Consider the following 659-nt stretch of genomic DNA (forward strand, 5'->3'; position numbering starts at 1 on the left):
GCGGCGTGGCGGGATTCGGCGACGCCTTCGGTGGTGACGGCGGTGGCCTGGGCGACGCCGGCGATGTTGGCGGCGATCTCGTCGCTGGAGGCGGCGGCGTCGGCGACGTTGCGGTTCATCTCGCCGGTGGTGGCGGTCTGCTCCTCGACGGCGGCGGCGATGGCGCTCTGGTGGTCGTCGATGCGGCCGGTGATGGCGCTGATGCGGTCGATGGCCTGGATGGCGCCGGTGACGTCGGCCTGGATGGCGGTGATGCGGCGGGCGATGTCCTCGGTGGCCTTGGCGGTCTCCTGGGCGAGGTCTTTGACCTCGCCGGCGACGACGGCGAAGCCCTTGCCGGATTCGCCGGCGCGGGCGGCCTCGATGGTGGCGTTGAGGGCGAGCAGGTTGGTCTGCTCGGCGATGGAGGTGATGGTCTTGACGACGTTGCCGATCTCGGTGCTGGAGGTGCCCAGGCGGGTCATGAGGGTGTTGGTGGTGGTGGCGGCGGTGACGGCTTCGCCGGTGACGGAGGCGGCTTGGGAGGTGCTGGTGGAGATGTCGCGGATGGCGGCGCCCATCTCCTCGCCGCCGGCGGCGACGACGCGGACGTTGTGGGAGACGTCGGCTGCGGCGGCGGCGACGAGGCCGGACTGGGCGCTGGCCTCTTCGGCGGAGGC

Annotated in this window: 1 protein-coding gene; it reads right to left on the bottom strand. The window is 72.4% G+C overall.

Going from position 1 to position 659, the window contains the following annotated elements:
• Window positions 1-659, bottom strand: a 659-nt coding sequence (locus IEZ07_RS35315) for a methyl-accepting chemotaxis protein (RefSeq protein ID WP_301549394.1), incomplete at both ends; no start/stop codon positions are given.

The organism is Planomonospora parontospora (assembly GCA_014647935.1).
Lineage (GTDB): Bacteria > Actinomycetota > Actinomycetes > Streptosporangiales > Streptosporangiaceae > Planomonospora > Planomonospora parontospora.